20 protein-coding genes and 2 tRNA genes are annotated in these 25,830 nt (G+C 42.4%); 19 read left to right on the top strand and 3 right to left on the bottom strand.

The window, feature by feature from the left end:
• The first annotated feature begins 55 nt into the window (after positions 1-55).
• Both VSA01S_RS14725 and VSA01S_RS14720 read left to right on the top strand, forming a co-directional pair.
• Positions 56-132, top strand: a tRNA-Met gene (locus VSA01S_RS14725).
• Between the two features lie 104 nt (positions 133-236).
• Positions 237-312 (top strand) — tRNA-Gly (locus VSA01S_RS14720).
• A gap of 864 nt (positions 313-1,176) precedes the next feature.
• Here VSA01S_RS14720 and queG read toward each other — a convergent pair.
• Positions 1,177-2,304: a tRNA epoxyqueuosine(34) reductase QueG gene (queG, locus tag VSA01S_RS14715; protein ID WP_039980035.1), complete on the bottom strand. Its 1,128-nt coding sequence runs from the start codon at positions 2,302-2,304 to the stop codon at positions 1,177-1,179.
• Positions 2,305-2,567: 263 nt separating this feature from the next.
• On the opposite strand from queG, the gene tsaE reads away from it, so the two are divergent.
• From tsaE to hflC, 8 genes are all read left to right on the top strand, one after another.
• The gene (tsaE, locus tag VSA01S_RS14710) at positions 2,568-3,032 is read left to right on the top strand and encodes a tRNA (adenosine(37)-N6)-threonylcarbamoyltransferase complex ATPase subunit type 1 TsaE (protein ID WP_039980036.1); all 465 of its coding nucleotides are present in this window, start codon (positions 2,568-2,570) and stop codon (positions 3,030-3,032) included.
• Positions 3,026-4,750 carry an N-acetylmuramoyl-L-alanine amidase gene (locus VSA01S_RS14705; protein ID WP_039980037.1) on the top strand — a complete coding sequence of 575 codons (1,725 nt, stop codon included), beginning with the start codon at positions 3,026-3,028 and terminating at the stop codon, positions 4,748-4,750. Before tsaE ends, VSA01S_RS14705 begins: the two co-directional genes overlap by 7 nt.
• Positions 4,751-4,767: 17 nt before the next feature.
• The gene (gene mutL, locus VSA01S_RS14700) at positions 4,768-6,828 is read left to right on the top strand and encodes a DNA mismatch repair endonuclease MutL (protein ID WP_039980038.1); all 2,061 of its coding nucleotides are present in this window, start codon (positions 4,768-4,770) and stop codon (positions 6,826-6,828) included.
• Entirely contained in the window at positions 6,825-7,757 is a 933-nt protein-coding gene (miaA, locus tag VSA01S_RS14695) for a tRNA (adenosine(37)-N6)-dimethylallyltransferase MiaA (protein ID WP_039980039.1), read from the top strand. Before mutL ends, miaA begins: the two co-directional genes overlap by 4 nt.
• A 191-nt stretch (positions 7,758-7,948) precedes the next feature.
• The gene (gene hfq / locus VSA01S_RS14690) at positions 7,949-8,212 is read left to right on the top strand and encodes an RNA chaperone Hfq (protein WP_039980040.1); all 264 of its coding nucleotides are present in this window, start codon (positions 7,949-7,951) and stop codon (positions 8,210-8,212) included.
• Positions 8,213-8,249: 37 nt separating this feature from the next.
• The gene (gene hflX / locus VSA01S_RS14685) at positions 8,250-9,539 is read left to right on the top strand and encodes a ribosome rescue GTPase HflX (protein ID WP_039980041.1); all 1,290 of its coding nucleotides are present in this window, start codon (positions 8,250-8,252) and stop codon (positions 9,537-9,539) included.
• A 45-nt stretch (positions 9,540-9,584) separates the two neighbouring features.
• Entirely contained in the window at positions 9,585-10,790 is a 1,206-nt protein-coding gene (hflK, locus tag VSA01S_RS14680; RefSeq protein ID WP_039980042.1) for an FtsH protease activity modulator HflK, read from the top strand.
• A 2-nt stretch (positions 10,791-10,792) separates the two neighbouring features.
• On the top strand, positions 10,793-11,773 hold the full coding sequence (gene hflC, locus VSA01S_RS14675; RefSeq protein ID WP_039980043.1) for a protease modulator HflC: 981 nt from the start codon (positions 10,793-10,795) through the stop codon (positions 11,771-11,773).
• Positions 11,774-11,901: 128 nt separating this feature from the next.
• Here the strand turns inward: hflC and VSA01S_RS14670 are convergent, their stop codons facing one another.
• Positions 11,902-12,087 carry a DUF2065 domain-containing protein gene (locus VSA01S_RS14670; RefSeq protein WP_039980044.1) on the bottom strand — a complete coding sequence of 62 codons (186 nt, stop codon included), beginning with the start codon at positions 12,085-12,087 and terminating at the stop codon, positions 11,902-11,904.
• A gap of 174 nt (positions 12,088-12,261) precedes the next feature.
• Here VSA01S_RS14670 and VSA01S_RS14665 point away from each other — a divergent pair, with 174 nt between their 5' ends.
• Entirely contained in the window at positions 12,262-13,578 is a 1,317-nt protein-coding gene (locus tag VSA01S_RS14665; RefSeq protein WP_039980045.1) for an adenylosuccinate synthase, read from the top strand.
• A gap of 226 nt (positions 13,579-13,804) precedes the next feature.
• Positions 13,805-14,440, top strand: coding sequence for a flagellar protein MotX (motX, locus tag VSA01S_RS14655; protein ID WP_039980078.1), 636 nt, complete (start codon positions 13,805-13,807; stop codon positions 14,438-14,440).
• Between the two features lie 113 nt (positions 14,441-14,553).
• Here the strand turns inward: motX and hmpA are convergent, their stop codons facing one another.
• Positions 14,554-15,738 carry an NO-inducible flavohemoprotein gene (gene hmpA / locus VSA01S_RS14650; RefSeq protein ID WP_039980046.1) on the bottom strand — a complete coding sequence of 395 codons (1,185 nt, stop codon included), beginning with the start codon at positions 15,736-15,738 and terminating at the stop codon, positions 14,554-14,556.
• Between the two features lie 107 nt (positions 15,739-15,845).
• On the opposite strand from hmpA, the gene nsrR reads away from it, so the two are divergent.
• The 7 genes from nsrR (at position 15,846) to VSA01S_RS14615 (ending at position 25,595) form a co-directional block, all read left to right on the top strand.
• Positions 15,846-16,271: a nitric oxide-sensing transcriptional repressor NsrR gene (gene nsrR, locus VSA01S_RS14645; protein ID WP_039980047.1), complete on the top strand. Its 426-nt coding sequence runs from the start codon at positions 15,846-15,848 to the stop codon at positions 16,269-16,271.
• Between the two features lie 118 nt (positions 16,272-16,389).
• Entirely contained in the window at positions 16,390-18,897 is a 2,508-nt protein-coding gene (gene rnr / locus VSA01S_RS14640; RefSeq protein ID WP_039980048.1) for a ribonuclease R, read from the top strand.
• A gap of 90 nt (positions 18,898-18,987) precedes the next feature.
• Positions 18,988-19,731 (top strand): 23S rRNA (guanosine(2251)-2'-O)-methyltransferase RlmB, encoded by a 744-nt coding sequence (gene rlmB / locus VSA01S_RS14635; protein ID WP_039980049.1) that lies wholly within the window; start codon positions 18,988-18,990, stop codon positions 19,729-19,731.
• A 144-nt stretch (positions 19,732-19,875) separates the two neighbouring features.
• The gene (locus VSA01S_RS14630) at positions 19,876-20,562 is read left to right on the top strand and encodes a phosphoglycolate phosphatase (protein ID WP_039980051.1); all 687 of its coding nucleotides are present in this window, start codon (positions 19,876-19,878) and stop codon (positions 20,560-20,562) included.
• 116 nt (positions 20,563-20,678) lie between these two features.
• Complete coding sequence (gene trpS, locus VSA01S_RS14625; RefSeq protein WP_039980052.1) at positions 20,679-21,716, top strand: tryptophan--tRNA ligase; 1,038 nt, start codon at positions 20,679-20,681, stop codon at positions 21,714-21,716.
• Positions 21,717-22,127: 411 nt separating this feature from the next.
• A complete protein-coding gene (locus VSA01S_RS14620) occupies positions 22,128-24,824 on the top strand; it encodes an ExeM/NucH family extracellular endonuclease (RefSeq protein WP_083932215.1) in 2,697 nt (898 codons plus the stop codon).
• A gap of 183 nt (positions 24,825-25,007) precedes the next feature.
• The gene (locus VSA01S_RS14615; protein ID WP_039980053.1) at positions 25,008-25,595 is read left to right on the top strand and encodes an aminodeoxychorismate/anthranilate synthase component II; all 588 of its coding nucleotides are present in this window, start codon (positions 25,008-25,010) and stop codon (positions 25,593-25,595) included.
• Positions 25,596-25,830: the final 235 nt, after the last annotated feature.

Below are 25,830 nucleotides of genomic sequence, written 5' to 3'. Positions count from 1 at the left end.
ACTTTCTTTTTGATATGTGGTAATAGCTCTCATTGTGCTTAACAATGATTACGGACGCGGGGTGGAGCAGCTTGGTAGCTCGTCGGGCTCATAACCCGAAGGTCGTCGGTTCAAATCCGGCCCCCGCAACCAAATTCTAGATAGTCTAATAGTTATTTTTAATAACATTTAGATTTTCTAAGGATGTGGAACCAGATAGAGTCTTAGTTTCACAGCCCATTCTCTTATGAGAATATGCGACACTAGCTCAGTTGGTAGAGCGCAACCTTGCCAAGGTTGAGGTCACGAGTTCGAACCTCGTGTGTCGCTCCAATGTATTAAGTGAGAATATAATTTAGATAGCAGTTCTTACTTAACAACTTCCTGTATATGTTCATCATCAGGATCGCTATACCCCCTCAATAAGTACGAAAAGAGCCCTATAGTATAGGTTGCTTAACTTTTGTATGAGGAAGCAGCTCTTACCGTACTTGTAAATTAAGGTATTCAGCGCGCTATAAATAATAAGCATTGAGCGATAAAGGGGCTTATTTATAGGTCATTAAGGCCTAAGTAATGTGCCTAAAGCCAGTATCGCTAGCTTACTATTGCTCTTTCATCATGCTGAGAAGCATTATCCCCAACAATAGGTGTCGTTCTGCAGGATTTAATAGCAGATTTATCCACTCGATTTTGAAACATGTTTATATTAATCAAGCATTGAATATATGGGTTTCTGAGTGCCTTTCAACTTTTTATTAACAGAGTTACCCACAGCACTCAATCTGTGGATAAGTTGGTTGATAAAGTGTTTTCTCTTTTGGATAAATGTAAACCTGGTGAATGATCTTACAATTTAATAGAAAGGCTAAAATTTAATTTTTCCCTTTAAGTTATTGTTATAAATCGATTAAATATTATTTCTTGCTAAAAAAAATCATATAACTAAGATCTTTACTGGATTTTTTTTTGATCTTAATCATCAGTTTCTCTTGTGCTTAACTTTTTTCAGTAGCCTATTTTTTCTAATCTGGTATCTTTTTTTCCACATTGAATAAATAAGAGCAATATAATGGCCTGCTTATGTTCAAAAACTTCCAATTTTGTATCAATAAAACACACCATTTTGTAATAATTAAAGAGTTTTGCATTCATTGAAAGCTATCAATGAACTTAAGACTGATGCGTCAATAAAAATTATGCGTCTCTGGGTAATCCCTTTTCGATGATTCTTATCAAACGTTGCTGTTTGGTGTCTGAGCTCTCGGTACGATTGAATGAAAGTTGCTTAATTTGCTGTTCTAAAGCCCATTCAATATGTTTATCTAGAAGACTGCTGTGCCCGCGTCGTGCTTCCAGTGATTCTATCGCTTTCTGGCTGTATTCAGCATTACCTAAAGCGATGGCGATATTTCGTAGCCATTGAACGTGTCCAATACGACGAATGGCTGAGCCCTCCATAGATTTTAGAAAGGTAGCTTCATCCCAGTTAAATAGAGTAATAAGGTCGGGATTTTGAAGGCTATTACGGCGATGGAAATCTTTTTGTTCGGCAATATTTGCGAAGCGGTTCCATGGGCAAACAAGCTGGCAATCATCACAACCATAAATTCGATTACCAATCGGTTTGCGAAATTCCTCAGGAATAACGCCATCAAATTCTATGGTGAGGTAAGAAATACAACGTCGAGCATCAACAACTTTATCTGACACAATGGCTTGAGTTGGGCAAGAGGTAATGCAAGAGCTGCATTTGCCACATTGGTCTTGGCTGGGTGGATCAACTGGCAGAGGCAGGTCTATCAGTAGTTCACCTAGGAAAAACCATGATCCACAATCCTTGTCTAAGATGAGAGAATGCTTGCCCGTCCAACCTAACCCAGCCTTTTGAGCCAGTGGTCTTTCTAGAATAGGTGCTGAATCGACAAAAGGTCGGTAACCGAGTTGTTTTACTTCTTTTTCGATACGTTGACCAAGTTTATTGAGTTGTTTTCTTACCAGCTTGTGATAGTCACGTCCTAGCGCATAACGGCTAATGTAACCATGATTGCGATTGGCCAAATTCGTGGCGAATCCGGCTTCGGGTGGTAAATAATCCATACGTACGCTGATCGCACGAATAGTTCCAGGTAAAAGCTCTTCTGGTCGAGCCCGCATCATACCATGACGAGCCATCCAATCCATAGAGCCGTGGTAATTGGAGTCCAACCACCTTTGCAAGGCTGTTTCATGTTCACTAAGATCAACATCACAAATACCGACTTTCTGAAAGCCAAGTTCTTTGCCCCAGATTTTGATTTGATGTGCGAGTTGTGTGTAATCCATGTTATATCACCAAGAAAAAGGGGGCGCATCTTAACGGATCTGATAAGAGGGTGCCACTAGAAAGTCTAGCAAATAAGAGTAATCAACGTGCTGAGTTGAAATATATGATCGATTTATCTTCGATAAAAAAGAAGATTTGGACTTTTTCTGTACTTTTTTTATATATATGACATTTGAGAGCTTGTTTATCAAAACCAACACAGTTTACTATTCTTGTTATTTTGATTTTTTACAGTCGACGAGCATCAGTCAGAGAAGCAATAATGAACACAAAACAATTTAATCTTAAAAATGAGCATGAAACAGTCGCTTTGGGTTCGGCATTAGCTCAAGTGTGTTCTCAGCAAACAACCATTTATTTACATGGTGATTTAGGGGCGGGCAAAACAACGTTTAGTCGAGGATTTATTCGTGCTCTTGGTCATCAAGCTAATGTGAAAAGCCCAACTTATACTTTGGTAGAACCTTATCAATTGGATGCATTTCAGGTTTACCATTTTGACCTTTATCGGCTAGCTGATCCTGAAGAACTGGAGTTTATGGGGATTCGCGATTATTTTACACATGATGCTATTTGCTTAGTGGAGTGGCCTGAAAAAGGGCAGGGTTTATTACCACAGCCAGATTTAGACGTGAATATACGCTATGTCGGTGAGCAAAGGGTTGCTGAGCTAACGGCGAATAATGATTACGGAATACAGTTACTAAGTTTGTTGGAGCTATGTTGATTTTCTCAAAATTTAGAGCTGCAGTGACTTTATTTACTGCTGCCTTTGTTCTTATTCCTCACTTGGTGCTAGCTAACGTTGTTAAAAGTTTTCGAGTTTGGCCTTCACCTGATGAAACTCGTGTTGTCATTGATTTGAGCTCAGAAGCGAATTACTCCTACTTTTCTCTTTCTGGCCCTGATCGTCTTGTTGTGGATTTGAAAAATACCACCATGCAAGCGAAGTTACCTTTAAATGTTACTGAAAGCCCAGTTTTAAAGCGTGTTCGCAAGAGTACACCTCCAGCTAAAGGGACCTATCGTTTGGTCTTCGAGCTGAAGCAAGCGGCGAATGCAGAGCTTTTTACGCTTAACCCTACTCCAGGAGGTCAGTACGGTCATCGTTTAGTGGTTGATTTACCACATGGCAAAAAAGTCGTTAAGCCGAAAACGGAAAAATCATCGAATACAACAACGCCAAGCAAAGACATGAGCAGTGTCAAACGAGGGCAAGAGATTTTAATTGTGATTGACCCAGGGCATGGTGGTGAAGATCCTGGCTCGATTGGTCCATCTCGTCGTAAGTATGAAAAAGATGCGGTATTGAGCATTGCTCATAAGCTGGCAGCTAAATTGAACGCTGTGCCAGGCGTTAAAACTCGTATGACGCGCTCTGGTGATTACTTTGTCAACTTGAACCGACGTGTCGCCATCGCCCGTGAAAATGATGCCCACTTACTGATCTCCGTGCACGCTGATGCTTTTACTTCTTCGAAGCCTCGTGGAGGTTCTGTATTTGTTTTGAACACGCGTCGAGCCAATACAGAAATTGCTCGTTGGGTTGAAAACCACGAGAAACAATCAGAACTCTTAGGCGGTTCAGGTACTGCTTTCGTGAGCAATACGAAAGATAAAAATGTTAACCAAACCTTGTTAGACCTACAGTTTAGCCACTCTCAGAAGGAAGGCTATAAACTGGCGAAAGAGATTTTAGGTGAAATGGGGAAAGTGGCGCGCTTACATAACTCGAAACCCATTAATACTAGCCTCGCGGTGTTACGCTCACCTCAAATTCCATCGGTATTGATTGAAACGGGCTTCATTTCTAATCCAACAGAAGAAAAGCTACTATTTCAGCGTGCACACCAAGATAAATTAGCCAGTGCGATAACAAAAGCGGTAGTGAAATACTTAAAAGAGAACCCTCCAGAAGGAACGGTATTCTCTTCAACACACAAGCCAATTGTACATACGGTTAAGCGTGGAGAGTTCCTATCGGTCATTGCTCAGAAATATGGCACATCGACAAAAGCGATCATGAGTGAAAACAACCTCAAATCCAGTCATGTAAAAGTAGGGCAAAAACTCACAATTTTTGCTGGTGCTTCTTCACCATCTGCAGTACCAGCTCAGCGTAGCTCGGTGAGAACAGAAACGATTATACACACCGTTAAATCTGGCGAGTTTTTAGGAAAGATTGCCAGTCATTACAAAGTGAAAGTCGCAGATATCCGCCGAGAAAATAATCTTAAGTCGGATACCTTGTGGGTTGGAAAGAAACTAAAAATCACCGTGGCAGTCAAAGATAAGCCTGTGCAAAAGCACAAAGTCGCCCGCGGTGAGTATTTAGGCAAAATTGCGAAGAAATATGGTGTCAGTATGGCCAGTTTACGTAAGGCCAATAAATTGCGTTCAGACACGTTACATGTTGGACAGGTTCTGATTATTCCTAACAACTAGATGAGCTTAAACCTATCATGACGATTAAGATTTTACCGGCTCGATTAGCCAACCAAATTGCTGCAGGAGAAGTGGTCGAAAGACCCGCCTCCGTGGTCAAGGAATTGGTTGAAAACAGTCTTGACTCTGGTGCCACCCGTATCGATATCGATATCGAAAAAGGCGGCGCTAAGCTAATTCGTGTTCGGGATAACGGTAAAGGTATTGTTAAAGATGAATTAGGTTTAGCGCTTAGTCGCCATGCGACATCGAAAATTCACACCTTGGATGATCTTGAAGCCATCATGAGCTTAGGCTTTCGTGGTGAGGCTCTCGCAAGTATCAGCTCGGTATCACGCCTGACCATAACTTCACGTCCCGCGACTCAGGAGCAAGCTTGGAGTGCTTACTCCGAAGGGCGGGATATGGAAGTAAAGTTACAGCCAACAGCACACCCTATCGGGACATCGGTAGAAGTGTTGGATCTGTTTTTTAATACTCCTGCACGCCGAAAGTTTCTGCGAACTGAAAAAACAGAATTTACTCATATTGATGAGCTGCTAAAACGGATTGCCTTGAGTCGTTTTGATGTGACGATTAATGTACGTCACAACGGTAAAATGGTCCGCCAATATCGAGCGGCAACCAATCAATTGCAAATGGAAAAGCGTATCGCGGCTGTATGCGGTAATGGTTTTGTTCGCCATATGCTGCGAATTGAGTTGGAGCATCAAGGTCTCAAGCTGCATGGTTGGATAACCACACCAGAAGGTGCTCGGCAGCAAAGTGATTTACAATACTGCTATGTCAATGGCCGGATGATGCGTGACAAGTTAATCAATCACGCGATTCGTCAGAGTTACTCGATGAGTCTTAAGCCAGAGCAGTTTGCCGCTTATGTGTTGTTTATAGAATTGGATCCTCACCAAGTGGATGTCAACGTTCATCCTGCGAAGCATGAAGTGCGTTTCCACCAAGCCAGATTAGTGCACGATTTTATCTATCAAGCGCTTGCTGATGCTTTAGCCCAAGGTTCGGTTGTCGATACTCCACAAGTTAATGAGTCCGCATTTCATTATGCTTGTGAGCCATCTGCCGATGAGCAGCATGCTGAACCACAAAAGGTGACTGAACAGTCTGTTCCTAAGCAGGTCTATCAAGCAATTAATGATACTCCGGCTTATCCTGGACGCAACGATTATGAAACCAACCCTAGAGCTGAAAGCGGCAACCGTTTTTCAGCTCGAGAATCTGACACAGCAGAGAGGATAACCACGACCGATTGGATTGAGTCTAAGCCGCTTTTAAAACAGAAACCTCAGCAGGAACGATACACTGAGCCAGCACCAAGCCAACAAGAAGTGCGTGCTTATCAGGAGTTATTACAAACTCCAGAGGATAACGACAATGTTCCAGCACAGCTAGCATCTAAACAGTCAGCGTCTAAACAATCTGCTTCAGAACCGTCGGCCCCTGAACGGCGAGTACCGAAACCGTTAACCTCAAACGAGTCTTTACCAGCGCTTACTCAATTGGGTAAAGCGTTAGCCATTGTGGATCAACAGTTTGTGCTAATGAGCAGTAGTCATGGGGTCGCTTTAGTCGCACTCACGAAAGCTGAGTTTTATCGAACGCAAGGACAGCTTACCCCTGTTCATGAGCCCTTAAAGGCGCAGCCTCTTTTGGTGCCACTATCGATAAAAATAGAGCCTGAATTACTCAACTTAGTGACAACACATCAGCGCTGCTTTGCTCAACTTGGTATTCAGCTTAAGCTGCGTAATGATAAGTCAGTGATGGTTATGGGTGTCCCTTCGCCTTTGCGACAACAAAATTTACAATCTTTAATCCCAGATCTGTTATCTTACGCGCAAACGCGAATAAAGAGAGAGAACGTCGCAGAAGGCGTTATCATGGCTGAGCTTATCGATTGGCTTGCTATTCAGGTTACGACGGTGAAGAACCATTATACTCTTTCTGAAGCAATTCAAATTATTGCAGAAATTGAGCAGCTCAAACATGGTGTATTACCATTGGAGGATACAGAGTTTGTATCCGCTGTTGACTTTTCTTCCACTATTGCCAAATTAAAACCATGACAGATAAATTACCTTTGGCTCTCTTCTTGATGGGCCCCACCGCATCAGGGAAGACGGAGTTAGCAATACGTTTACGGGAAAAATATCCGGTTGAAATTATCAGTGTAGATTCAGCTTTGATCTACAAAGATATGAATATTGGTACAGCAAAGCCAGATGAGCGCGAGTTGGCGCTTGCTCCTCATCGCTTGATCAACTTGCTCGATCCTAAGGAAGCCTACTCAGCAGCCGATTTTCGACGTGATGCCTTACAGGCAATGGCTGAAATTGTTCAACAAGGAAAAATTCCGCTGCTGGTTGGTGGAACCATGCTGTACTATAAGGCGTTACTTGAAGGGTTATCACCTCTTCCGGCTGCAAACTCGGAGATTCGTCAGCAAATTGAGCAAGAAGCATTGACTAAGGGCTGGTCGGTGTTGCACGATGAACTTAGCGAGATAGACCCGGTATCAGCCGCGAGGATTCACCCTAATGATCCTCAACGTTTATCTCGTGCGCTGGAAGTCTTTCGTATTTCAGGTAAAACTTTAACAGAATTAACACAGACGAAAGGCGAACCTTTGCCATATAGTGTAAAGCAGTTTGCAATAGTCCCCAAGGATAGGGCAGAACTCCATCGTCGAATTGAATTACGCTTCGATAAAATGATGAAGGCAGGATTTGAAAGTGAAGTAAAGGCGCTGTATGCGCGTAAAGACCTCCATATTGATCTTCCTTCAATCCGTTGCGTAGGTTATAGACAGATGTGGGAGTATTTGGATGGTAACTGCACCCGAGATGAAGCGGTTTTCCGTGGAATCTGTGCAACCCGTCAATTAGCCAAGCGTCAAATCACCTGGTTACGCAGCTGGAATGATTTAACTTGGTTGAATAGCGATAATGTTGATAAATCACTTGGTATCATATCGGATGCAATAGCATCTGCTTGATGTCAATGTGTATAATGTGATCGTTTTTGCGTGAATGCATTCTCAAGTTCATCGTTGTTGGCGCTTCCTAAACTTAGGTGCTACAAACTTAGAGTGCTTTTTGATTCGTTTAGCACATATGCAAAGTTGTACCTTTGCATTGCACCAATTGCTAAATAATTACAACAACAAATTAAATAAGGAAAAATAAAATGGCTAAGGGGCAGTCTTTACAAGACCCATTCCTAAATGCGTTACGTCGTGAACGTATTCCAGTTTCGATTTATCTTGTGAATGGTATAAAGTTACAAGGTCAGATTGAATCTTTCGATCAGTTTGTCATTCTATTGAAGAATACTGTAAACCAAATGGTATATAAGCATGCAATTTCTACCGTTGTACCGGCTCGTCCTGTTAGCCATCACAGCGGTGAGCGCGCTCAAGGTGAGCGTCCACAAGATAAAGCTGAAGATTAATTTTTAATTAACATGTTCATTAAAAGAGGTTGATTGCTTGTTTGACCGTTATGAATCCGGTGAGCGAGCCGTACTTGTTCATATCAACTTTACGCAAGAAGGGGAGTGGGAAGACCTAGCTGAATTTGAAATGCTAGTTTCTTCTGCTGGAGTAGAGGCACTGCAGGTTTTGACTGGTAGCCGCCGCTCTCCGCACCCCAAATACTATGTTGGAGAGGGTAAAGCTCAGGAGATTGCAACTGCTGTGCAATTATCTGGGGCTGAAATCGTGATTTTTAATCACTCCCTCTCTCCTGCCCAAGAGCGTAACCTAGAAGCGTTGTGCAAGTGTCGAGTTCTCGACCGTACTGGTCTAATCCTTGATATTTTTGCCCAACGAGCTCGAACACACGAAGGTAAATTACAAGTTGAGTTAGCTCAGCTTCGGCATATTTCCACTCGTTTGATTCGAGGGTGGACGCACCTTGAAAGGCAAAAAGGCGGTATAGGCCTTCGAGGTCCGGGTGAAACCCAGCTTGAGACGGATCGTCGTTTATTGCGTGATAGAATTAAAACCATACTTCGTCGCTTAGAAAAGGTTGCGAAGCAACGAGAACAAGGACGGCGTGCTCGAAACCGAGCCGAAATTCCAACAGTTTCCCTCGTCGGTTACACCAATGCTGGTAAATCGACGCTATTCAATCGTATAACTGAAGCGGGGGTGTATGCCGCCGATCAATTATTTGCAACACTCGACCCTACATTACGTAAGATAGAATTAGCAGATGTGGGGCCAGCTATCTTAGCTGATACGGTTGGTTTTATCCGCCACTTACCTCATGATTTGGTTGCTGCATTTAAAGCAACATTACAGGAAACGCAAGAAGCTGACATTTTGTTACATGTTGTTGATGCCAGTGATGAGCGTTTTCGTGAGAACATTCAAGCTGTTCACGATGTATTAGAAGAGATAGACGCACATGAAGTGCCAAGTCTCATTGTCATGAATAAGATTGATAATTTAGAACAACCACTTCCACGTATTGATCGTGATGAGCAAGGCATGCCTAATACGGTTTGGGTATCCGCGATGGATGGAATCGGTATTGAGTTACTGTTTGAAGCACTAACTGAGCGGTTAGCGTCGAAAATGGTAGAATATCAATTGCGTGTTCCTCCCGAATACCAAGGAAGAATTCGTAGTACATTCTTCCAAATGAAGTGTATACAACGTGAGAAGTATGACCAAGAAGGTAACCTGTTGATCGATATTCGAATGCAGCAAGTGGATTGGTCTAGACTTGAAAAAAGAGAAGGGGCAGTTTTAGTCGACTTTATAGTCACTTAAAGGACTGCTACAGTATAACGTCATATCAAATGATGGAGCTTTCTAATGGCGTGGAATGAGCCTGGAAATAACAACGGCAATAATGGCCGCGATAAGGACCCATGGGGTAATAATGATCGTGGCAGCCAACGTCCTGGTGGGCGAGAACAAGGTCCACCAGATCTTGATGAAGTGTTTAACAAACTGAGTCAAAAGTTGGGTGGTAAGTTTGGTAAAAAAGGCGGCGGTAGTTCACCTACCAGCGGTGGTGGCGGTGCAATTGGCTTTGGTGTCGTTGCACTCATCTCGATTGCTGTTTGGTTCTTTGCTGGCTTTTATACTATTGGTGAAGCAGAGCAAGGCATCATCTTACGTTTAGGTAAATATGAACCTGAGGTTGTTGTTGAACCTGGTTTGAACTGGCGTCCTCGCTTTATCGATGAATATCGAGCTGTGAACGTTCAAGCGATTCGTTCACTACGTGCCTCTGGTCTAATGCTGACCAAAGATGAGAACGTTGTGACAGTTGCAATGGACGTTCAGTATCGTGTTGCTGACCCGTATAAATATTTATATCGTGTCACCAATGCCGATGATAGCCTACGTCAAGCGACAGATTCAGCGCTTCGTGCTGTGATCGGTGATTCATTAATGGACAGTATTTTAACAAGTGGTCGACAACAAATCCGTCAAAGCACTCAAGAAACTCTGAATCAGATTATTGATAGCTATGACATGGGTTTAGTTATTGTGGATGTCAACTTCCAATCTGCTCGTCCACCAGAACAAGTAAAAGATGCTTTTGATGATGCTATTGCTGCTCGTGAGGATGAAGAGCGTTTTGAACGTGAAGCAGAAGCATACCGTAATGATATTCTTCCTAAGGCAACAGGTCGTGCTGAACGTCTGAAGAAAGAAGCGCAAGGTTATACTGAACGTGTAACAAACGAAGCGCTTGGTCAAGTGGCGCAGTTTGAAAAGCTTTTACCTGAATATCAAGCGGCTCCTGAAGTAACACGCGATCGTTTGTACCTTGATACGATGGAAGAGGTATATTCAAGCACATCGAAAGTACTTATTGATTCTGAATCTACTGGCAATATGTTGTATTTACCGATCGACAAACTTGCTGGTCAAGAAGGGACAACACAAACAAAACGTAAATCAAGCTCGTCTTCGACTTACGATAAAATTGAGTTGGAATCTCAGAGTACTAAAAGTACAACGAATACACCATCTCGCTCAACAAGTACACGTCAAGGGAGATACTAAGAATGCGTAAGTTAATGATCCCTGTACTGGTCATCGCTCTAGCTTTGATGTTGATGTCATTGTTCGTTATCCCAGAAGGTGAACGTGGCATTGTGGTTCGATTTGGCCGTGTCTTAAAAGATAACAATGACGCCACGCGTATTTATAGTCCTGGTTTACATTTCAAAATGCCATTGTTTGATAGTGTGAAACAATTAGACGCACGTATCCAAACGATGGATGGGAGAGCGGACCGTTTCGTTACTTCTGAGAAAAAAGATGTAATCATTGATTCATACGTAAAATGGCGTATTGAAGATTTTGGTCGTTACTATCTTGCGACTGGGGGAGGTAATTCTTTAACGGCTGAAGCACTATTGGAACGTAAAGTGACCGATGTTTTGCGTTCTGAGATTGGTTCCCGTGAAATCAAACAAATTATTTCTGGGCCACGTAAAAAGAGCCAAGAGCTTGTTGGTAAGGTAGAAGATGATCTCACCACAGAAGCAGCATTAAAGGCACTAGAAATTGATGGTGAACGTGACTTAATTATGTCTGAAGTACTTAACGATACTCGTGAAAGTGCAATGAAAGACTTAGGGGTTCGCGTTGTTGATTTCCGTATTAAGAAAATCAACCTACCTGATGAAATCAGTGAGTCTATCTATCGACGCATGAGAGCAGAGCGTGAGTCTGTTGCACGTAAATTCCGCTCACAAGGTCGAGAAAAAGCAGAAGTTATTCGTGCACAAGCTGAACTTGAAGTGGCAAAAATTCTTGCTGAAGCTGATAAAACAGCACGAGTAACACGTGGTGAAGCTGATGCTGAAGCGACAAAGATTTACTCTAAAGCATACAGCAAAGATCCTGAGTTCTTTACTTTCTTGCGCTCTTTGAAGGCTTATGAGAAATCGTTTAGCTCTAAGAGTGATATGCTTGTTCTGGATCCAACGAGTGAATTCTTCCAGTATATGAATAACGCCAAGGGTATTAAGGCTAAGTAAAGCCTTAATAATAGATTTACATCAAATCATCAATGATAAAAAGGCTCCAGAGATTGGAGCTTTTTTTATACCTAAATCACTGAATAATGCTTAGTTATAGAGTGCTAATACAAGTTAAAAGTAACGAGTTAGACCATCATTATGGCAATTATACTGCCAGCAACGACTAAACATCCTCCAACTCGGCGCAGCTGATTATCAGGTTGTGAACTTAAGTGTGCGATCATTTTACGCCAGCCACTAGGCGCTATTAAAGGTCCTAGTCCTTCTAAAATTAAGACTGTCCCAATTGCTAACCAAATAGAACTTGTCATTGTGTATTCCAGTTTATTAAAGAAAAGTAAATATTATCAGCGATGTATTGATTTAGAAATCTACAATGTTGTTTAATTCATTACCGAAGTATTAATACAGTGAACAAAAAATGACTGCAAGGAAGACGATTCGGTGCTAGAATCCATTTTTAACTAGCAATCAGACTTGGAAAGATGGGAAATAACGTAGTCGTTCTAGGCACCCAATGGGGTGACGAAGGTAAAGGTAAAATTGTAGACCTTTTAACTGAAGATGCAAAATATGTGGTGCGCTATCAAGGCGGTCACAATGCAGGTCACACACTTGTAATTGACGGTGAAAAAACCGTTCTTCACTTAATTCCATCAGGCATCCTTCGCGATAACGTAAAATGCGTTATCGGTAACGGTGTAGTACTGTCACCAGAAGCTCTAATTAAAGAAATGAAACCTCTTGAAGAGCGCGGAATTCCAGTACGCGAGCGTCTTTTCATTTCTGAAGCATGCCCACTTATCCTTCCGTACCATGTTGCTATGGATCAAGCGCGTGAAATCGCTCGTGGTAAAAAAGCAATTGGTACAACAGGTCGTGGTATCGGTCCAGCTTATGAAGATAAAGTAGCTCGTCGCGGCTTACGTGTAGGCGACCTCTTTGATATGGAATCGTTTGCTGAGAAGCTAAAAGAAGTCATGGAATACCATAACTTCCAGCTTGTTAACTTCTACAAAGTTGATCCAGTAAGTTACGATGATGTGCTTGAGCAGGCTAAAGGTTATGCTGAGCTATTGACATCAATGGTTATTGATGTCACTGATGAGCTTGATGCGGCACGTAAACGTGGCGATAAGATCATGTTTGAAGGTGCTCAAGGCACGCTACTGGATATCGACCATGGTACTTACCCGTATGTAACTTCTTCTAACACGACTGCTGGTGGTGTTGCAGCTGGTTCTGGTTTTGGTCCTCGTTATATTGGTTATATTCTTGGCATTGCTAAAGCTTACTGTACTCGCGTTGGTGCAGGTCCATTTCCAACTGAACTATATGATGGCTTAGATAAGCAGGATCCTATTGGTAAACACCTAGGCGATGTTGGCCATGAATTTGGTGCAACGACAGGTCGTCTTCGTCGTACTGGTTGGTTCGATGCGGTTGCAATGCGTCGTGCAATTCAAATCAACTCAGTAACTGGATTTTGTCTAACAAAACTGGATGTACTCGATGGCTTGAAAGAGCTTAAAATCTGTACTGGTTACAAGATGGATGATGGCTCTGTGCTAGAAGTTTCACCAATGGCGGCTGAAGCTTTTGAAAAAGCAACGCCAATCTATGAAACTATGCCAGGCTGGTCTGAGAATACGTTCGGTGCAAAATCTATTGATGAGTTGCCACAAGCGGCACTAAATTACATCAAACGTATTGAAGAGCTGACAGGTGTACCAGTAGATATTATCTCTACTGGTCCAGATCGTAACGAAACCATCGTTAAGGTTCACCCATTTGAATCTTAAGCAACCTTGAATCATAAAAACCGGCGAATAAGCCGGTTTTTTTGTATCTGAAGTTGTCAGTTTGCTTTATTAAAACTGCTGCGGTGGAGGCAAACTTTTGCCGCTAAATCATCATCACACAGGTAAAAATTGTCTAAAGCTTAACGGCTTTTTGCCGATAAGGTTATCAAGCGTCGGAGATCCTATCGTGATCTTTGACTTATTAGAGACCTTACAGAGCGCTATTATGAAGTTAAAGACAGTGGCAGCTTCACTGTTATTGATGCTGAGTGCGACATCGGTGCAAGCAAGTCTTGCTGATGTAGGTGCACCTGTGCCTATATACAGCGAAGCTGAGCTTATTAAGCTAATAGAGCAAAATAAGCATCTGGCACGCGTACGTGCTGATAACTGCCAGTTGGTAGAAGATATTGTCGCACGCGCAACACGTATTAGTTTGCCTTCGTACGAATTTCTCTATGGGGATATGTTGGCATGGGGAGTCTGTGTAGAAAAAGATGTGGCTTTAGGTTTGTACTACATGGAAAACGCAGCGCAGCAAGGCTTACCCGTAGCCTTAGAGCAGTTAGGTCGTTATTATTCTCGTGGCACGTTGGTTCAGCAAGACAAAGAACGTGCGATACCTTATCTTCGTGAAGCTGCAGCAATGGGCAATTTGAATGCGCGTATTCACCTTGCGGAATTGTTATTACGAGATTACGGTAGCCCACTAGATTATGAAGATGCTTATCGTTGGCTCTATAATTCGGTGACGGCAGATAAAAGAAAGCATAAACGTATTTCCGTTTTAAGAAATGGTTTAGAGCAACGCATGCCACAAAATATTATTGCTCGAGCAAAGCGTCGAGATAGTTTTTGGTAAGTATTGATTACTTAATGACAAAAATAACCAAGCCCACAAATGTGGGCTTGATTATTAAATTAACTCTAAATCGTTTTTAAGTTAACGCTATTGTTTTTAGATTAACGTAATCGTTATACCACTTTGTGTGGACCAAAACATTCGTAGTGGAACTGAGTTTGTGGTACACCTATTTCAAGTAACTGTTTTGCAATGTACTGCATAAACCCAACAGGACCACAGAAGAAAACTTGGACATTGTCTTGCTTAAGTGTTGCTTCAATTTGTTTTAAGTCGACAAAACCGGTGAAGTCAAAATCTGTCCCAAGTTGATCTTGTGCCGCTGGTTGGCTGTACCAAACTTGAGAACTGGTATTATCTCTTGTGCTGATTAATTGGTTTACATGTTGTTTGAAAGCATGCTGTTGACTATTTTCAGCAGCATGTACCCAAGTAACTGATGCTTGGTGATCAGTTAGACTTTCTAGCATCGACAGAGTAGGTGTCAAGCCGACACCAGCAGAAATAAGTACGACGGGTGTATCCTTAGCGACATCCATAAAGAAATCACCTGCTGGTGCAGCTAATTTCACTGTGTCACCGATATTAAGATCATCATGTAAGTAGTTTGATACTTTACCTTGCCCTTCACGTTTTACAGAGATACGGTAAGTATCTTCTTGAACTGCAGAAGAGAGACTGTATTGACGAATTTCTTGATTTTCAAACTTATCACTGTTGATGTAAATACCTAGATATTGACCAGGTTTGTAAGCTGATACTGCCTTGCCATCAGTTGGTTTGAAGATAAAGCTACAAATATTTTCACTTTCTGGTTGTTTAGCAATCAATTCAAACTCACGTAGCCCACGCCATCCACCAGTTTGAGTTTCTTTTTCTTGGTAAATTTGCTCTTCACGTTGAATGAAAACGTTCGCCAGCACACCATAAGCTTCTGCCCATGCATCCAGCACTTCTTGGCCTGGGGAAAAAAGTTCGTCAATGGTTGCGAGAAGGTGAGTACCGACTACTTGGTATTGAGCTTCAGTGATGAGAAAACTGGTATGTTTATGAGCGATTTTTTCTACAGCACCCAGCAGCGCTGGTAGGTTGTCGATATTGGTTGCGTATGCACAAATTGCGTTAAACAGTGCTTCACGTTGATCACCATTTCGCTGGTTGCTCATGTTGAAAATATCTTTTAACTCAGGGTTATGAGTAAATAGACGATCGTAAAAATGTGCGGTTAGTTTTGGACCAGTTTCTGCCAAAAGTGGCGCAGTGGCTTTCACAATATCAATAGTTTTTTGACTGAGCATAATGGTGTCCTATTTAAGTTGCATTTTTAATGTATGTTTAATTTGTATCTTAAATGTGTCTTTTTTTCAAGGAAAGATTTACTATATTGCTTATAGAGGAGTAAAAAATGCAATTAACGAGTTTTACTGATTATGCAATCAGAACCTTACTTTTTTTGGCTTCATTACCAAAAAATGAGTTAACTAATATTACAGAAGTCACTAACTTGTTTGGGGTTTCTCGTAATCACATGGTTAAAGTGATTAACCGTCTTGGCCACCTTGGTTATATCCAAACAGTACGTGGTAAGAATGGTGGTATTCGAATTATGAAGCCTGCCAATGCTATTGTCATCGGGCGAGTTGTGCGAGATCTTGAGCCATTAGAATTGCTTAATTGTTCTATTGAAGTGTGCCATATCACCCCCGCTTGTCGTTTAAAAAGTAAATTGGAACAGGCAAAAATGGCATTTTTATCCGAGTTAGATAATTGTACTGTTGCCGATTTGCTCAATGATAACTCAGAGCTTCTCCTCCTTTTGGCTCGCCCATAAATAATATTCATACTTGTAGCCTGATTTTCACAGCTCTCTTTTTTTAAAGCAATTCTGTAGGTTATCAAGAGAGTCAGATATACTAGCTCTATACCTTCCTTGCTAAATAGGCGTGCCTATGTCAGACAATATGCCAAACGATCCTTTTGCCGATCGTGAATCCAAAAATTACGAAAACCCGATCCCCAGTCGTGAGTTCATTACTGAGTTTCTAACTCAAGTGGGTGTACCAATGAATCGTAATGATCTATTTGAAGCACTAAAGCTGGAGGGTGAAGAACATTACGAAGGTTTACGCCGTCGATTACGAGCAATGGAACGTGATGGCCAGTTGGTATTTACCCGCCGACAATGTTACGCATTACCAGAAAAGCTTGAAATGGTGAAAGGTTATGTCATCGGCCATAAAGATGGTCATGGTTGGGTTCGTCCAGAAGGCAGTGTCGGCAAGGATAATGATATTGTCTTACCTCATCACCAAATGAAGCACATTATCCATGGTGATTATGTTTTGGTTCAGCCAACCGAGAACAGCAAGCGCGGACGTCGTGAAGGCCGCTTAATACGAGTCCTAGAAGAGCGTCAAAACCACATTGTTGGTCGCTTTTTTCTTGAGTATGGTTACTCCTATGTGGTCGCAGATGACTCACGTATCAGCCAAGATATTTTGATTCCCAATGAGCATAAAGCAGGTGCTCGTATGGGCAACGTTGTGGTAATTGAAATTACCGATCGTGGCTCTCGCTCACGAGGTATGATGGGGAAGGTTGTTGAAGTTCTTGGCGAAAATATGGCGCCAGGCATGGAAACGCAAATTGCTATTCGTACCCACCAAATTCCTCATGATTGGCCAGAGGCGGTTGACAAGCAGATAGAAAACTTGGGTGAAGAAGTACCAGAAGAAGCGAAAGTTGGCCGCGTAGATCTACGTGAGCTGCCGCTGGTGACCATCGACGGTGAAGATGCGCGTGACTTTGATGATGCCGTTTACTGTGAGAAGAAAAAGAGTGGTGGTTGGCGTTTGTGGGTAGCGATTGCGGATGTCAGTTACTATGTTCGTCCGGATTCTGCATTAGACAAAGAAGCCATTAATCGTGGTAACTCGGTATACTTTCCATCACAAGTTGTCCCTATGCTACCAGAGGTGCTATCGAATGGTTTATGTTCGCTAAACCCACAAGTCGATCGCCTGTGTATGGTGTGTGAAATGACCATTTCTGAGACTGGTAAGCTATCGGGGTATAAGCACTACGAAGCGGTGATGAACTCACATGCTCGCTTAACTTACAGCAAAGTCGGTGCCATCCTTGAAGGCGATGAAGAGTTACGTATGCGATACCATACGTTAGTACCACATTTAGAAGAGCTGCATAGCATGTATAAAGTGCTGAAAACAGCTCGTGATAATCGTGGTGCGATTGAGTTCGAAACCGTAGAGGCGAAGTTCATCTTTAATGCTGATCGTAAGATTGAAAGCATAGAGCCCGTCATTCGTAATGATGCGCATAAGATCATCGAAGAGTGTATGATTCTCGCCAATATTGCGTCAGCGTCTTATGTGGAAAAAGCCAAAGAGCCTTCATTGTATCGCATTCACGAATCCCCAGGTGAGCTGCGTCTGCAAGGCTTCCGAGATTTCCTTAGTGAGCTCGGGCTTGATTTGAAAGGTGGCTTAGAACCTTCACCTACAGATTATGCTGATCTAGTTAAACAAATTGCAGAGCGTCAAGACAAAGAACTGATTCAAACCATGCTTTTACGTTCGATGAAGCAAGCCGTTTACAATGCAGATAATGTTGGTCACTTTGGTTTAGCTTTAAAACGCTATGCACACTTTACTTCACCTATTCGTCGTTACCCTGATTTGCTATTGCATCGTGCTATCAAATACTTAGTGGCTAAAGATCAAGGACGCAACCAAGACCGCTGGACACCAACAGGCGGTTACCATTATTCATTTGATGACATGGATTTCTATGGTGAGCAGTGCTCTATGACGGAGCGTCGAGCTGATGATGCGACTCGTGAAGTGGCGGATTGGTTGAAGTGTGAATACATGCAAGATCACGTCGGTGATGAGCTCGATGGGGTGATTGCTAATGTTACCAGTTTCGGTTTCTTTGTGCGTTTAACTGATCTTCATATTGATGGCTTGGTGCATATTTCTTCTTTAGCTAATGATTACTATCAATTTGATCCAATTGGTCAAAGGCTTATCGGAGAGAGTTTCGGTAACATCTATCGTTTGGGCGATGCGGTAAAAGTGAAAGTTCTGGCGGTTAATTTACATGATAAGCAAATTGACTTTGAATTAATCGAAACAAGCCGTAAGCTACGTGGTGTTGGTAAAACAGCGAAGAAGCGTGTGGCGGAAGCAAAACGCAAAGCGAAAGAGAAAAAGCGTACTGCGACTCGCTCTACTGATAAAGGGAGAAAGCCTCCAAGTGCTCCTCCTATACTAGAACCAACTAAGCGTCCTGAAGTGACTTCCGAGATGCACTCTAGTCAAAAGAGTAGTAACAAGCATGGTGATGGTGCCAAGAAACCTAAGGTCACGAAAGCACGTAAGAAAAAGCCTCACAGTAAGCCAAAAAAAACCAAGCGCAGCAAAAATGATGCTCAATGAGCAGACGTGCACTGTGATTTTTGAGTGTGATGAGTTTAGAGTGTTATGGTGGGTTGGCACAAGTAAATAACCAGAACAACAGGTTAAGTAATGAGTAACGAATTTATCTACGGCATTCACGCAGTGAAGGCGGTATTAGAGCGCGAACCCGAGCGTTTTATTGAGGCATATGTATTAAAAGGTCGTCAAGATGATCGTTTGATGCCTATTTTAAATGATCTCCAAGTATGTGGCGTTTCAATTCAACAGATGTCACGTAAGACACTGGATGACAAAGCGAATGGTGCTAATCATCAGGGTATTATCGCTCGTGTTAAAGCAGCTAAGCAGCTCAACGAAAACGACATTGATGCAATTCTAGCGCAACATGAATCGCCGTTATTATTGATTTTAGATGGTGTAACAGACCCACATAATCTTGGTGCTTGTTTAAGAAATGCGGATGCGGCTGGTGTCGCTGCGATTATTGTACCCAAAGATCGTTCTGCGCCTATGAATGCGACTGTCAGCAAGGTTGCTTGTGGAGCGGCAGAGATTGTGCCATTGGTTCGAGTGACGAATTTGGCTCGGACCATGCGTACGTTGCAAGAGCAAGGTATTTGGTTTGTTGGGACGGCTGGTGAAGCGAGTCATGATATCTATCAGGCAAAACTGACAGGGCCTTTAGCTATTGTCATGGGGGCTGAGGGAGATGGGATGCGTCGTCTTACTAAAGAAACGTGTGATGACTTGATCAAGATACCCATGGCAGGGAGCGTATCAAGCTTAAACGTTTCGGTGGCATCAGGTATCTGTTTGTTCGAAGCTGTTCGTCAACGTTTGACAGCAAAATAGACCATCATTACGAGCGATTTTTGTCATTAAACGCAACAAAGTTGAGTCGCAGTATTAATTACAAAGGATGGTTGACCATCCTTTATTATTTTTTCTATACCCAATGTTTGCACTAACGTGGGTAACGCAATAACTAGGGAAATTATGACCCAACATACGATAAAACTCATTGCCTTTGACCTTGATGGTACGTTACTCGATAGTGTGCCTGATTTAGCGGTTGCTGCGCAGCAAACAATGCAAGATTTAGGCTTTCCAAGTGTGTCTGAGCCTCAAGTTCGTGATTACGTTGGCAATGGTGCTGATATTTTGATCGGGCGTGCTTTAAGTCAAAGTTTGCAGATTAATCCTGAACTTTCTGAAACGTTACGTGCTAAAGCGCGCGTTCTGTTTGATGATTATTATGCGCAAAGTGGCCACAAGCTGAGTCACCTTTATCCGACAGTTAAAGAGACTCTGAACTGTTTACATCAAGCTGGATTCATCATGGCCTTGGTCACAAATAAGCCATCCAAGTTTGTTCCTGAAATCCTAGAGCAACATGGCATCGCGAGTTATTTTGTTGATGTTTTGGGTGGCGATGCTTTTGCTGAGAAAAAGCCGAACCCGGTTGCCCTGAATTGGTTGATGGAAAAACATCATATTCAATCGAGTGAGATGCTGATGGTTGGCGACTCAAAAAATGATATTTTGGCGGCTAAGAATGCAGGTTGTCTCTCCTTTGGTTTAACTTATGGCTACAACCATGGTGAGCCAATTGCGCAATCGAACCCGGATTTTGTTGCCGATAGCTTGAAAGAATTGCTGGATATCGTAGCGGTTTCAGCATAACGATAAGAAAAGAGCTTCCAAAATACTCGTTAATGAGTACACTGATTAAACCGTGCAATTAAGACTGCACGGTTTTTTTCATTTAATTAGATTAAGAAGTCAAAGGAATCATTCTAATGAGCAAACCCATTGTATTGAGTGGTGTTCAACCTTCAGGTGAACTAAGTATCGGTAACTACTTGGGTGCTCTACGTCAATGGCAGCAGATGCAAGACGATTATGATTGCCAATATTGTGTTGTTGACCTTCATGCAATCACGGTCCGTCAGGATCCTAAAGCACTGCATGAAGCGACGCTAGATGCACTGGCAATTTGTCTGGCAGTTGGTGTTGACCCTAAAAAGAGCACGCTATTTGTTCAGTCGCACGTACCAGAGCATGCTCAACTTGGTTGGCTTCTTAATTGCTATACCCAAATGGGTGAACTGGGCCGTATGACCCAGTTTAAAGACAAGTCAGCGCGTTACTCAAGTGATAGCTCAAGTCAGTTTGGTGATGTGAACGTTGGTTTGTTTGACTACCCAGTGCTGATGGCTGCAGATATCCTACTTTACGGCGCGCATCAGGTGCCTGTTGGTAGCGACCAAAAGCAACACCTAGAGCTCGCTCGTGATATTGCTCATCGTTTTAACAATATCTATTCGCCAGAAAAACCGATCTTTCAAGTGCCAGAGCCTTACATTCCAACGGTCAATGCGCGTGTAATGAGCCTTCAAGATGCAACCAAAAAGATGTCTAAGTCTGATGATAACCGTAAAAATGTCATTACGTTGCTGGAAGAGCCTAAATCGATCATTAAGAAGATCAACAAAGCGCAAACCGATACACAAACACCGCCACGTATCGCCCACGATTGGGAGAACAAAGCCGGTATCTCTAACCTTATGGGGCTTTATTCAGCTGCAACAGGTATGAGCTTTGCTGAGATTGAAGCGCAATATCAAGGCGTTGAAATGTATGGCCCATTCAAGAAGGATGTTGGTGAAGCCTTAGTTGCGATGTTAGAGCCTATCCAAGCGGAGTATCGCCGGATCCGTGCCGATCGTCACTACATGGACCAAGTGATGAAGCAGGGAGCGGAGAAAGCCTCAGCGCGTGCCGCAGAAACCCTGAAGCAAGCTTACCAAGCAGTAGGGTTTGTACCTCGTCCATAAGCCGTCTCTGATTTACTTCGATAATCGTTATTAATCCAAATGGCCAAATTGATTTATTTGGCCATTGATCTTGGTTTTTTTCGTCATATCGAGTCTCCTTGAGAGCACAAATCTATTTGTTACCTCCCTCTATTTGTGCCCTCCCCTCTGTTTTACTCGTTCCTGCGGCATTGTAAGAAGTTCAGATTCTCATATCGAATGTCATTCTTATTTCTTTTATTTCAGTATGTTATGAATGCTTACTTTTTTTTCTTATAAAACCTCCCATTTTGGTCTCAATTTTAGATTTAATTTGTGACTTTTGTCATGAATATCAATGCTCATTCTTATCTGTTTGGTAAATAAGTCCGATAGTGTTCGCCATCAGTCGAAGTAAGACTGTTTTATCTCCAATAACAACTAGGTAAATCCATGGACACGTTAATCAAACCCTCTTTAATTGCACTGGTGGTCTCCAGTGTATTAAGTGCTAATACTCATGCTGACATTATTCTTTCTCAATACGTAGAAGGCGGAAAATTTAACAAAGCCGTAGAAATTGCTAATACAGGTGACACGGCCGTCAACCTCAGTGGTTATGAGTTGGCTAAATCATCTAATGGAGGTGGTGTATGGGGGAGCAAACTTGACTTAAGTGAGGTGACACTGCAAGCCAAGCAGGTATATGTATTGGCTCACGGTGATGCAAGCAATACCATTAAATCAGTGGCCGATAAAACTGATAAAAACGTTGCAAATTTTAATGGTGATGATCCCATTGCATTACTTAAAAATGGCGCAGTCCATGACATCATCGGTGTGATGGGAGATATTGATCTTGCTCAAGACGTGACATTAGTTCGCAACCTTGACGGGGCTGCTCCTTCTGTAACATATCAAGCATCACAATGGACGAGACTAAAAAAAGATACGGTTGACGGCTTAGGGTTATTCAATCTTGCTGAGCCGATCGAGCCATTTGAATGTAAGGATAATGGTCACTCACCTAATTTTACCTCAATACATGATATCCAAGGGGAAGGTGAAAGCTCCCCATTGGTTGATGGCTATCCTTATGTCTCTGTTGATGATCATTTTGTTACAGGAGTTGTCACCGCGGTCACCACGGGTTTAACCAAGGGCTTTTATATACAAGCTCTAGATAATGACCATAACGCTAAGACATCTGAGGGGCTATTTGTTTATACAGGAGCTGCGGAAACTAAGTTAACTCCGGGTGATGTGGTCTGCGTAAAAGGAAAAGTACAGGAGTACTATAACAATACTCAATTAGCTTCTGATAGTAACAGCTATGTAAAGACTGGCACCTCAGCAGCACCATTAGTGACAAGTTTGATTATCGAGCCGAATGAGACACTGCGTGACGTTCTAGAACGTTACGAAGGCATGCAAGTGGAATTAAAGGCTTCGAGTGAGCTTTTTGTTACACGTAACTTTTCGTTCGATTATGGGCCAAAACGTAACAACATGGTGGTGTCGTATCAAGCACCATTGTTTAAGCCAACTCAGTTATATCCTGCTGAGAGCAAAGCGGCACTCGCACAAGCCAAACACAATGCTGAGAGCCTGATGTATATAGAGTCGGATAACAAAGCGCCAGATGGGAAAATTCCATACTATCCTGACTTCTCTAAAGATATTAATCAGGATGGATCTTCTGAACAGCATATTCGTCTTGGTTCAAGAGTTGAAGGTCTTCAAGGGGTGATTTCCTACAGTCACAACGATTATAGACTGATTGTAACCAATGAAGTAGATAGCTCTAATTTCGTAACCTCTGATGCGGAGTTCGATGTGGCGCGCAAAGAAGCCCCTGAAATTACAGAGGCAGATTTACGCATTGCAAGCTTTAACGTATTAAATTACTTCACATCGGTTGCTAATAGTGGCGAGCCAAATCCAACGGGAGATAACCGTGGTGCAAAAAGCTTGGACGACTTTTTACTCCAGAAAGCGAAAATTGTTAAGGCAATCAACTTAATGGATGCCGACATCATTGGTTTGATGGAAGTGGAGAATAATGGTTTTGGCCCCAATAGTGCGTTGAAAGACTTGGTCGATGCTCTGAATGCGGAGATCGAGCAGAGTCAAGATCACTACACTTTTGTGGAAATTGAGGATCGCGATAAATACCAAGGTACTTATTTTGGTGGTGACGCAATAACGGTGGCGTTGCTATACCGTGCTAACACTGTTGTGCCTAAAAAAGCCGCGAGAGTGATCGCCACACCAGAGCAACATGTTGCAGCAAATACCATTACCCGTGAGAGTGACGGTGAAGGAAATCCAGCTTATGACAAATATCAGCGTCACAGCTTACTGCAAACCTTTACTGTCAAAGAGACAGGTGAAGATTTATCGGTTGTTGTCAATCATTTTAAATCGAAAGGATCAAACTGCATTGAAGAGTGGATTGCGGATGTTGGCAAATCAGGACCAGACGACTTGCAAGGAAACTGTAATAACTTCCGTGTCTCTGCGGCACAAGCTGTGGGCGAGGCATTGCGAGAGGTTGATGGTGATGTCTTAATCATTGGCGATCTCAATGCTTACGGAATGGAAGACCCTCTTCTCACTCTCACGGACTACTCGAAAGAAAAATATGCTCGGGATATTTATACAGCGGCTTACACCACGCTAGATGGTGGTGAGCTTCAAACTGAAAAAAGCCAAATTCATCAAGGTTATGGCTACCGTAACTTGAATACTTTACTGCACAGTACTAAGACGTTCTCATACACGTTTTCTGGTGAACTCGGTAATCTAGATCATGCACTGGCGAGTGAGAGCCTTGCAAAAAAGGTGGTCGAAATTGAAGACTGGCATATTAACTCTCTCGAAAGTAACTTGTTTGAATACAGTGGGCAATACACGGGTGATATGGCGAAGTATAAAGATGTTTTCTCAGCATCTGATCATGATCCGGTTTTGATCGCAATAGATTTTCCTGATGATGAAACTGGCTCAGAAGAGGAGGGTACGGATTCTGGCGCAGGTTCTGCAGAAGGCAGTACTGATGCAGAAAAGCCTAAACGAAATGCGGGTTCATTAGGTTTTGGTGCTCTAATGATGCTACTCGGGCTCGGCTTCTTACGTCGACGATTCTAATTCCGTTAACACTGATTACTACGATACAATAAATAAGACCAGCTGAGACTGGTCTTTTTTACTATCAACAGGGGTATAAATGCTTGCCTTTCTTGTGTTGTGTTGCAAAATACCGCCCTTAATGGCCTTGTGCGACAGCTTAGGTTAAACGGACAAAAAATGGATAGGAGCAAGTGACGCTTTATGTTGCTGATCATCGATAACTACGACTCTTTTACTTACAACCTATATCAATACTTTTGTGAGCTTGGAGCGGAAGTTAAGGTTGTACGTAACGATGAAATCGATATCCAAGGGATTGAAGAGCTTAATCCAACCCATCTTGTTATTTCTCCAGGGCCAGGTACGCCTGACGAAGCGGGCATTTCACTCGCGGCGATTAAATATTTTGCTGGTAAGCTACCCATTCTCGGAGTGTGCTTAGGGCATCAAGCGATCGCACAAGTGTTTGGCGGAGAAGTAGTAAGAGCTCGTCAAGTGATGCACGGTAAAACTTCTCGTATTCGACATAATGGCCAGAGTGTGTTTAACAACCTTCAGAACCCTCTTACTGTGACACGCTATCATTCACTGATTGTTAAGGAAAGTACATTTCCTGACCAACTTGAGGTGACAGCTTGGACGGAATATCCAGATGGCAGTAAAGATGAAATTATGGGGTATCAGCATAAGTTTTTGCCGATTGATGCTGTTCAGTTCCACCCTGAATCGATCAAAACGGAGCAAGGGCATGAGATGTTAGCTAACTTTCTCAAACGCACTGCTATCTGATCTCGATCACTTTTCTTAACAATTTTTTCATATTTATTGCCTGCTAGAGAGAATGCAAAACTATTCGTTCCTATTGTATTTGGTTTCTCACTTCAAACTCCTTACCTGTCTATAAAACTGAGTCAAAACTACTGTAAAAATCATCATGTCGCTCTAGTAAGCGCTAAGATTTATACAGACTTGCTTAAAAATTGCTTCACTAATCACGTGTTGTATTGCATAAATAGTCATTATT

It is taken from the genome of Vibrio sagamiensis NBRC 104589 (genome assembly GCF_007990935.1).
GTDB classification, from domain to species: Bacteria; Pseudomonadota; Gammaproteobacteria; order Enterobacterales; family Vibrionaceae; genus Vibrio; species Vibrio sagamiensis.
Note: the sequence above shows the minus strand (reverse complement) of the source record. Positions and strands in the feature narration are given on the sequence as shown.

Excerpts from the sequence above, each read along its gene's own strand:
- queG (WP_039980035.1), bottom strand. The coding sequence starts at position 2,304 with ATGGATTACACACAACTCGCACATCAAATCAAAATCTGGGGCAAAGAA.
- tsaE (WP_039980036.1), top strand. The coding sequence starts at position 2,568 with ATGAACACAAAACAATTTAATCTTAAAAATGAGCATGAAACAGTCGCT.
- VSA01S_RS14705 (WP_039980037.1), top strand. The coding sequence starts at position 3,026 with ATGTTGATTTTCTCAAAATTTAGAGCTGCAGTGACTTTATTTACTGCT.
- mutL (WP_039980038.1), top strand. The coding sequence starts at position 4,768 with ATGACGATTAAGATTTTACCGGCTCGATTAGCCAACCAAATTGCTGCA.
- miaA (WP_039980039.1), top strand. The coding sequence starts at position 6,825 with ATGACAGATAAATTACCTTTGGCTCTCTTCTTGATGGGCCCCACCGCA.
- hfq (WP_039980040.1), top strand. The coding sequence starts at position 7,949 with ATGGCTAAGGGGCAGTCTTTACAAGACCCATTCCTAAATGCGTTACGT.
- hflK (WP_039980042.1), top strand. The coding sequence starts at position 9,585 with ATGGCGTGGAATGAGCCTGGAAATAACAACGGCAATAATGGCCGCGAT.
- hflC (WP_039980043.1), top strand. The coding sequence starts at position 10,793 with ATGCGTAAGTTAATGATCCCTGTACTGGTCATCGCTCTAGCTTTGATG.
- VSA01S_RS14670 (WP_039980044.1), bottom strand. The coding sequence starts at position 12,087 with ATGACAAGTTCTATTTGGTTAGCAATTGGGACAGTCTTAATTTTAGAA.
- VSA01S_RS14665 (WP_039980045.1), top strand. The coding sequence starts at position 12,262 with ATGGGAAATAACGTAGTCGTTCTAGGCACCCAATGGGGTGACGAAGGT.
- motX (WP_039980078.1), top strand. The coding sequence starts at position 13,805 with ATGAAGTTAAAGACAGTGGCAGCTTCACTGTTATTGATGCTGAGTGCG.
- hmpA (WP_039980046.1), bottom strand. The coding sequence starts at position 15,738 with ATGCTCAGTCAAAAAACTATTGATATTGTGAAAGCCACTGCGCCACTT.
- nsrR (WP_039980047.1), top strand. The coding sequence starts at position 15,846 with ATGCAATTAACGAGTTTTACTGATTATGCAATCAGAACCTTACTTTTT.
- rnr (WP_039980048.1), top strand. The coding sequence starts at position 16,390 with ATGTCAGACAATATGCCAAACGATCCTTTTGCCGATCGTGAATCCAAA.
- rlmB (WP_039980049.1), top strand. The coding sequence starts at position 18,988 with ATGAGTAACGAATTTATCTACGGCATTCACGCAGTGAAGGCGGTATTA.
- VSA01S_RS14630 (WP_039980051.1), top strand. The coding sequence starts at position 19,876 with ATGACCCAACATACGATAAAACTCATTGCCTTTGACCTTGATGGTACG.
- trpS (WP_039980052.1), top strand. The coding sequence starts at position 20,679 with ATGAGCAAACCCATTGTATTGAGTGGTGTTCAACCTTCAGGTGAACTA.
- VSA01S_RS14620 (WP_083932215.1), top strand. The coding sequence starts at position 22,128 with ATGGACACGTTAATCAAACCCTCTTTAATTGCACTGGTGGTCTCCAGT.
- VSA01S_RS14615 (WP_039980053.1), top strand. The coding sequence starts at position 25,008 with ATGTTGCTGATCATCGATAACTACGACTCTTTTACTTACAACCTATAT.